This is a genomic window from Novosphingobium rosa NBRC 15208 (genome assembly GCF_001598555.1).
Classification (GTDB): domain Bacteria; phylum Pseudomonadota; class Alphaproteobacteria; order Sphingomonadales; family Sphingomonadaceae; genus Novosphingobium; species Novosphingobium rosa.
Genome location: NZ_BCZE01000035.1, coordinates 85,008 through 92,892 on the forward strand (window position 1 = coordinate 85,008; position 7,885 = coordinate 92,892).

10 protein-coding genes are annotated in these 7,885 nt (G+C 62.3%); 8 read left to right on the forward strand and 2 right to left on the reverse strand.

Annotation, left to right across the window (positions count from 1 at the left end; genetic code table 11):
* Window positions 1–20 precede the first annotated feature (20 nt).
* Both SR3_RS14350 and SR3_RS30635 read left to right on the forward strand, forming a co-directional pair.
* On the forward strand, window positions 21–485 hold the full coding sequence (locus SR3_RS14350) for a hypothetical protein (protein WP_068087229.1): 465 nt from the start codon (window positions 21–23) through the stop codon (window positions 483–485).
* A gap of 519 nt (window positions 486–1,004) precedes the next feature.
* Entirely contained in the window at window positions 1,005–1,847 is an 843-nt protein-coding gene (locus SR3_RS30635; RefSeq protein WP_084455573.1) for a MucR family transcriptional regulator, read from the forward strand.
* 118 nt (window positions 1,848–1,965) lie between these two features.
* Here the strand turns inward: SR3_RS30635 and SR3_RS31335 are convergent, their stop codons facing one another.
* Window positions 1,966–2,196, reverse strand: coding sequence for a hypothetical protein (locus SR3_RS31335; RefSeq protein ID WP_157098855.1), 231 nt, complete (start codon window positions 2,194–2,196; stop codon window positions 1,966–1,968).
* Between the two features lie 264 nt (window positions 2,197–2,460).
* Here SR3_RS31335 and SR3_RS14360 point away from each other — a divergent pair, with 264 nt between their 5' ends.
* The 6 genes from SR3_RS14360 (at window position 2,461) to SR3_RS14380 (ending at window position 7,387) form a co-directional block, all read left to right on the forward strand.
* A complete protein-coding gene (locus SR3_RS14360) occupies window positions 2,461–2,802 on the forward strand; it encodes a hypothetical protein (RefSeq protein WP_068087232.1) in 342 nt (113 codons plus the stop codon).
* Window positions 2,803–3,146: 344 nt separating this feature from the next.
* Window positions 3,147–3,281: a hypothetical protein gene (locus tag SR3_RS32660; RefSeq protein ID WP_281198727.1), complete on the forward strand. Its 135-nt coding sequence runs from the start codon at window positions 3,147–3,149 to the stop codon at window positions 3,279–3,281.
* Window positions 3,282–3,430: 149 nt separating this feature from the next.
* Window positions 3,431–3,688, forward strand: a complete 258-nt coding sequence (locus SR3_RS14365; protein ID WP_068087235.1) for a helix-turn-helix transcriptional regulator — start codon at window positions 3,431–3,433, stop codon at window positions 3,686–3,688.
* The gene (locus tag SR3_RS14370) at window positions 3,681–4,265 is read left to right on the forward strand and encodes a S26 family signal peptidase (RefSeq protein ID WP_068087239.1); all 585 of its coding nucleotides are present in this window, start codon (window positions 3,681–3,683) and stop codon (window positions 4,263–4,265) included. Before SR3_RS14365 ends, SR3_RS14370 begins: the two co-directional genes overlap by 8 nt.
* Before the next feature lie 101 nt (window positions 4,266–4,366).
* Entirely contained in the window at window positions 4,367–4,984 is a 618-nt protein-coding gene (locus SR3_RS30640) for a lytic transglycosylase domain-containing protein (RefSeq protein WP_157098857.1), read from the forward strand.
* A gap of 342 nt (window positions 4,985–5,326) precedes the next feature.
* On the forward strand, window positions 5,327–7,387 hold the full coding sequence (locus SR3_RS14380; protein WP_068087242.1) for a DUF3363 domain-containing protein: 2,061 nt from the start codon (window positions 5,327–5,329) through the stop codon (window positions 7,385–7,387).
* A gap of 10 nt (window positions 7,388–7,397) precedes the next feature.
* Here the strand turns inward: SR3_RS14380 and SR3_RS14385 are convergent.
* A partial coding sequence (locus tag SR3_RS14385) for an aldo/keto reductase (protein WP_174549153.1) occupies window positions 7,398–7,885 on the reverse strand: 488 nt, incomplete at its 5' end.

Sequence of the window (7,885 nt, forward strand, 5' to 3'; positions counted from 1 at the left end):
CAATCTCAAGGAGAACGATCATGGTTGACCGTGTTTCAGCTTTCATCACCATCGGCGGCAAGCTGTCGTCGCAGCAACTTCCCGAATTCCTAGACCTTATCGCGCAGGAAGATCTATCGCTCGAATGGGACGGCAAGCCCTTTGAAGTCTCGCAGTTCGTTCCGGGGCACCCGCTCTGCCTCATGTCTCACGAGGTGGCGCTGGGGCAATTCACCCAGCTTGAGGATTTCTGCTTCGCGCGCGGCCTGCCCTTTCGTCGCTGGTGCGACGGTTGCAGCAGTTGGATGCCCCAACGCGCAGTTTTCGATGGCAAAGGCGATGTCGTCTACATCGACACCGATGGCGGTGATCGCGCCTTGTTGGGCCGCAACACCGTCACCGATCTCGAAACTTTCGAGAGCATCGTCGCATGGTTTGATGCTGCCGATTTCACCGTGCCAGCGCTTGAAATCGTCCCTCACCCGGAGAGGAACGGCCATTCCTGACACCTCTCAGTAATACCGAGCGCCGCCAGTCCCGTTCCGGAATTGGCGGCGCCTTGTTTGAAGAATTCACGCTGTCTCCGGCGCAGCGAATAGCGCTCTGCTGCTCGCCACGAAGGTTCAAATAAGGACGCATCCATGTCGATTGGCTGATTCCAATCGACATGGATGCGTCCTTGCAGTTTCTGCTCATGCCAGTCTTGGGGGCGCGCAGTTCGGAGCGATTGCCGTTGAGAATGCCGAGCCGCAAACTCTCGTGCGACAGGCAGTCACCATTGCCTTTTGGCACCGGTTTCGTCCTATTTTGAGATCGAACGATCATCATCGCTTCTGGCTTCAGGATAGTTTGCATCATCTCCGGATGGCATCAATAGACGGAATTTTCACATATTGTTGCGCAAGGTGAAAATCACGATGCCGCCAGTCCCGGCGCGGAACTGGCGGCACCTCTTCTTGGTCAATATTTGACTGAGTACGGGGAGAGGCGTAGCCCTTGGTGCCGTCGCAAGATGAGGAAATAATATGTCCGAGACTGATACCGAAATCGCTGCAAGCCTGATCGAACTGGCGGGTGAAATCACCATTGCCTGGCTCCAGAATCCCAATGTGAATCCCGGAGCGCAGGATGTGCCTGCTTTCCTCAAGGATATGCATGCGGCGGTCACCGAATTGAGCAGCGACAAGTCGTCGCAGCCCGAAATCGTGACGTATGAACCGGCGGTTTCTCCGCGTGTTTCGGTGAAATCGGATCACCTTGTCAGTCTCATCGATGGCAAGAAGTATAAGACGCTCAAGCGTCATCTCGCGCTCCATAACCTCACGCCTGCGCAATATCGCGAGCGCTACGGCTTGAAGGCTGATTATCCGATGGTTGCGCCCGATTACGCTGCGCAGCGCCGCGAGATCGCCCAGAAGCTGGGACTTGGCCGTAAGCGCACGGTGCCTGCCGCTGCTGCCGCTTCTGCACCGGGCGAAGCGGTGTCCGCCCCCACAAAGGCTCCGGCCAAGGCGAAAGCCGTAGCGGCCAAGCCCGCAGTTGCGGCGAAGAAGGTTTCTGCCAAGACGGCAAAGGCTGTGACGGCGATTGCCTCACCGCTTGCTGCTGTTGTGGACGCCAAAGCGACAACGGAACCTGCGGTCAAGGCAGCAACCAAGACAGCGCCCAAGCCGAAGTCTGCTGCCAAGGTCGCTTCGAAGGTGAAGGCTTCGACGGAAGCGACATCGCCGCTCAAAGCGAAGGCCCCGGCAAAGCCGAAAGCCAAAGTGACGCCGAAAGCCGAGGCGAAGCCCAAGGCTGAACCGAAGACCACCACCGCGAAAACGCCCGCTGCCGAAGCCGTGAGCGGGGCCCCGGCCAAGGTCTGAGCCGGGCGGTTTAGCGCTGGCATACAGGGACGCCGCTCGATCCTTCGGGAACGGGCGGCGTCGCCATGTCGCGCGTAGGCATGGCTGGCGTCTGCCTGCACCCGAAACGAAAGTCGGCTTATGCGGCGTTCTGGCGCCGCTGCTTGAGGATCACCGGACCATGCCCGCCGCACAGGCCGCAGGCGTCCCGCTGGCTGGCGAAATCCCGCTCGACCGTCAGCTCGCCCAGATCGGCGTGAAGCGCATCATCGATGGGCAGATTGAGGTGTCGCCCTACACAGGCGGCGCAGACTGGTGAGGGTGACAATCGTTCCACCAGCCACCGAATGGTCTCTAACATCGTCGCCATCTACTATCCCTTGTCTCGATTGAAAACCGGGCAGTCCATGAGCCTGTGAGGATCGGTCGAAACCGCGATTCGGCCAAGCCGGAAAGGAAGGGATTTCCACTGTTTTTCATGCGGGAGACAGGGCAAGTGTAGGGTCCGAAGGTTGATGGTGGCGTTCGATATTTCTGTGCGGTGGCGTGCGCGTCGAGCGCTACCTGTGGGTTTCCTGTGGTGGCGGGCTTGATCCCGGCGTGCCGTGCTCGCTAGTCAGGACGCATGCAGGGGATGGCTCACGAGATCTGGTTGAACCGATGGGGCGTGGCCATCGATCAGCGTGAGCAGAAGGTCGGGACGCAAGGCCTCACCTCTCTGGAGCGGCTGATCCATATTCTCTGGTTGATCTCGCAAAGCATGCGCGCAACCGGCGATCTGGTGGCAGCGCGGCAGCGTGATCCCACCCTTTTCCGTGACGGTCTGGCGGCGGCGCGCGCGCTCGATTTACCGGGTATCGTTGAGGTTTTTGCGTCGAGTGCCGGGTGGATCGAAGCTCATTTCTTCGAGAAATTCGACGATCTTTGCCGCGAATTACAGCCGCTGCGTCTGATCGCCGGAACAGATATCCACTGATTATCCACAGGCTATCGACCATTTCCCAACCGACTTTGCACCGGTTTATCGACCGCTGCCGGAAGGCGGACGCCCTGCTTTTTCCCCTGAGCTGAGAGGTCGGGAGAAACATGTCTGCCAGCGATTGGCCTAGTATCCGGCGCCCTGCGGCCCGCCTCAAGGACGGCGGGGCCCCACCATTTTTCGTTGGCGGTCTGGCGCTTCTTCTGGATTCGCCAGCATAGTCGCGCCCCCGAAAAATCGTTGCCCCCACCGCCGCTAAAGCGGCCGCTGCGCGGTCCTTGACCCGGACCACAGGGCGCCGGGCAGAGCCTTCATCTTGCACCCCATCAGGAGCGAAGGCCATGAGCATCGAACAGCACATCGAGGAACTGCGCGCGGAACTGTTTGCCTGCACCGCGCGCGGTGAACGCCGCCAGATCGAACGTGAGATGCGCGATGCCAAGGCCCAACTCGACGCCCGGCTGAAGCCGGATTGAGGCCACTTGGCCCACACTGCCGGGCAGGCATTTTTACGGGGGTCGAAAACGGCACCCCCTGTTTTTGACCCTGCCGGAGGGGCTGGGCGTGTTTCATGTGGTGCCCCGTCGACTGCGCAATCGAGCGAGGTCGCATGGGGTAACAGACTATGAAAACTCCTAAGGAAGACGCGCGCGTTAACAGCAGAAATGCCGAGAAGCGGGCGCAGTTCGCCCGTGAAACCCGGCCCTTCCTGACCTGCAAACAGGTCGCGTACCATCTTGGTGTCAGCCTCGACACGCTCCGCCGGATGAGGCGCAGCAAGACCGGGCCACGGTGCCGCATGCATGGCGCCACATGGGTCTATCATATCGATGATCTGGAGGCCTGGTCGCTGGCTCACGCGCAGGGAGGCGATCATGACTGATCCGGCCAGCAAGGACCGTCCCGAGCCGCTGGTGGTCTGGATGGAAGGCAGTCGGCAGCGCGCCGCGCGCCGTCGCATCCTGCAACGCCGTGCGGCAGCCGTAGGCACCGCCTTGCTGGCGCTGGGCGTCACGATCGTTTCGCCTCCCATGCCGCGTCTGCTCTGGAATGCCAGTGCCAGCGCGCCCATTGGCCTCTATCGTGTGTATCCGGGCAGGCTGCCGGATCGCGGCGAATGGGCTATCGCATGGCCGCCGGGCGATGTCCGCTCACTCGCGGCCAGTCGTCATTATTTACCGACCGGCGTGCCGTTGGTGAAGCGGGTGGCGGCGCACTCTTATGATACTGTCTGTGCCATCGGCCCGGTGATCTCAGTGAACGGCGTCAAGTTAGCGTTGCGCCGAAATGTCGATGGGCGCGGACGCCCACTTCCCCTCTGGCAGGGCTGTGTTGACCTCGGGGAGGGTGAGTTTTTCCTGCTCACGGCTGAGCGTTCGGACTCGTTCGACGGGCGCTATTTTGGGATCAGCAAGCAGTCTGATCTCATCGGCAAGGCAACATTGCTATGGGCGCGCTGAGGTTCCGGTGCCGCGCCGCGGCGGGGGGGATTGTGGCTCTTGTCTCAACCTTGTTGCACCCTCCTGCCTACGCTCAGCCGTCGATTGCAAATGTCCCTGTAATGGGCGGCGGCGCAGCGGCCAGCACCGGAAGCGGCGGTGATGCGGTTGGGCAATGGCGCGAGATCATCACAGAAGCCTCTGCCCGCTTTGGCGTCCCCTCTGCATGGATCGAGCAGGTGATGCGCGCCGAAAGTCGCGGCATGACCATCTGGCAGGGCAGGCCCATCACCAGCCGGGCGGGCGCGATGGGGCTGATGCAGTTGATGCCCGCGACATGGGCATCGATGCGTTCGGCTCTGGGGCTCGGTGGCGATCCCTACGAGCCGCGCGACAACATTCTTGCCGGGACCGCCTATCTCCGAGCGATGTATGATCGGTTCGGCTATCCCGGTCTTTTCGGGGCCTACAACGCAGGGCCGGGACGATATAGGGCGAGCATCAGGGATGGACGCCCCTTGCCGGATGAGACCCGCAGCTATCTCACCAAGGTCATACAGGCGACCGCGCGAAGTGGGCAGATCGCTGTAAAAGGTGACGAACCTCGGCTGGAATTTCCGCGCCAGACCGGCATGTTTGTGGTGCTGATCAACCCGGCAGATCGGGGGGCAATTCCTGGGAATTCTGTGTCCGAAGCACCTCTCCATGACCCAATGTTTGTTGTCAGAAAGGCGCCGTGATGCCCGTAAATCAGGCATTTTTGCGTGACTTCGACGTCCCGTTTCGATGGCGTCAGCCTGGTGCTGATCCACTTTGCGGTCCGGGGCTGGTGGAGGGGCAATCTGGGCTGGGGAGGGGGCTGTGGGGGAGGGGGCGCGTAAGGCAAGATAAAGCTATGGCACTGCGTCGCCATAACCCATTGCCTGCACATCTTTTTTTGGGTTCTTTGCTGGCACCATGCTTGCGGCGACAGTGCCATGTGAGTGCAGAATGGAGGTTTTCTGCGGGTTTCGTCGGCACCACGAGGTGCTGCGGGCGGAAATGGGCACAGGAAGGGCACTCCAGCGGCAAGGTGGTCGACCATGGCACAGGATGACGATTTCAAACCACGCCTCGGTCGCATCGGCAACAAGGGCAAGGGCTCGGGGAAGCGCTTTCTCGGGCGCGTGCTGGCCGCGGCCAATCTTGCACGCGGCGGTGCCGGTGGAAGGGCCGGTAAAGGCAGCTTTTCCGGGAGCCGGATCGGGCGCGGCAGCGGGGTCGGCCGGGTGCTCGGCAGCCGGGGCAAATATGGTGCCGGCCATAGCCGTCGCGTGATCGTCAAAGGCAGCATCGTGCGCCTGTCCGGAAAGGGTGCCGCAGCTGCAGCTGCGCATCTGCGCTACCTCCAGCGCGATGGCACCACCAGGGATGGTGAGCGCGGGACGCTTTACGGTCGCGATGAGGACGCCGTCGATGCCGAGGCGTTCCAGGAACGCGGTGCGGGCGATCGCCACCAGTTCCGCTTCATCGTCTCGCCGGAGGACGGCGACCAGTATGAGGATTTGAAACCTCTGACCCGGCGCCTGATGGAGCGCATGGAGCAGGATCTGGGAACCAAGCTCGATTGGGTCGCGATCGATCACTTCAACACCGGCCATCCTCACACGCATATACTGGTGCGGGGGAAGGACGGTCGCGGGCAGGATCTGGTGATCGCCAAGGACTATATGACCAGGGGGCTGCGCGAGCGTGCCATCGAGCTGGTCGATCTCGATCTGGGACCACGGACCGAGCGCGAGGTTGAAACCATGCTGCGGGCCGAGGTGGAGGCTGAGCGGTTGACCTTGATCGACCGCTCGCTGCTCAAGACCGCCAATGCCCAGCGTGAGGTCGACTCTGCAGGGCGTGATCCCTTCGATCAGACGCTGCGGGCAGGGCGTCTGGCCAAGCTGGCGCGATTGGGTCTGGCCGAGCCGGTGGAAGGCACCCGCTACCGGCTGGCAGACAATCTGGAGGACACGCTGCGGCGCATGGGCGAGCGAGGCGATATCATCCGCACGATGCAGCGCGAGATGACCCGCGCCGGCGTCGAACGGGCTGTGGGTGATCAGGTGATCCATGAGGCGGGAGCGACAGTGGTTCGGTCTATCGTCGGGCGGGTGCTGGCCCATGGCCTCTCCGACGAACATGCAGATCGCCATTATCTGATTGTCGATGGCACCGACGGGCGAAGCCACTATCTTGATGTCGGTGGCGGGCGGGATTTGCCTCTCGACCAGCATCAGCTTTCACCCGGATCGGTGGTCCGCATCGATCCGCTCAAAGCGACGCTGCGGCCATCGGACAGGGTGATTGCCGAGGTCGCGGCCGCCAATGATGGCTGCTATGATGTTGACCTGCATCTGCGGTACGATCCGGCAGCCAGCGAGGCCTTTGCCCAGACTCATGTGCGGCGTCTCGAAGCGATGCGGCGTGGCGGTGGCGGGGTGACACGCGAACCCTCGGGCCAGTGGGTGATTGCGCCCGACCACCTCGACCGGGTGACGGCCTGGGAAGAGAAGCAGTTGCGTGAGCATCCCGTCGCCATCACCAGCCTCTCGACCATGCCGCTGGAGAAGCTGGTCGATGTCGAGGCGGCAAGCTGGATTGATCGCAGCCTGGCGGGGCAGGTGCCGACCGGGTCGAGGCAGGCGGGAGGCGGAGCGCTGGGGGCAGCCCCTGGCGATGGGGCCGATGTGAGCGCTAGAGCCTTGCGAGATGCCGGCTTCGGTCGAGACCTGCGTGAAGTCATGGAGCGCAGGCGGCAATGGTTGTTGGCGCAGGGCTTCGCGCAGGAGAATGAAACCGGGCTTTTTCCCAAGGGCATGATCCAGGCGTTGGAGCGCAGGGATTTGGCGAACGCGGCACGGCAGCTTTCGGCGGAACTGGATCTTCCATTCGAGGAGGCGCGGCAGGGTGCCCGCATCGAGGGGATCTATCGTTGTCCGGTCGATCTGGTGAGTGGGCGGTTCGCGCTGGTCGAGCGTGCCCATGATTTTACGCTGGTACCCTGGAAGCCGATGCTGGAGCGCAAGGCAGGACAGAATGTGTCGGGCCTGATGCGCGGCGATGAGGTCAACTGGTCGGTCGGGCGCGGGCGTGGCGGACCAAGCATTTCCTGATCGCCAGGGTCTAGAGCATTTCCAGCGGGCGCCGTCTTGTCGGTTTGAGAAAACGGCGATCAAGCTCATTGAGATCGTCGGGCGTCAGGACAAGATCGGCAGCAGCGCGATTGTCCCTCACATGCTCCACGGTTCCAGCCTTGGGGATGGGCAGGATGCCGTCCCGGTGGAGAAGCCAGGCCAGCGCGACCTGGGCCGGGCTGGCGGTATGACGCTCCGCGATTTCGATAAGCGCCCGCCGATCAAGCAGGCGGCCTTGTTCGACCGGGCTATAGGCCATGACCGGAATGGAGCATCGCTTCAGCCAGGGCAGGAGATCGAATTCCGGGCCGCGCCGGGTCAGATTGTAGAGGATCTGATTGGTGGCGCAGGCCTCGCCGCCGGCATCGAAGAGTTCGCCCATATCGTCTGTATCGAGGTTGCTCACGCCCCAGCGGGCGATCAGCCCGGCTTCGACCAGCTGCTCCATGGCTTCGACCGTCTCGGCGAGCGGCACGG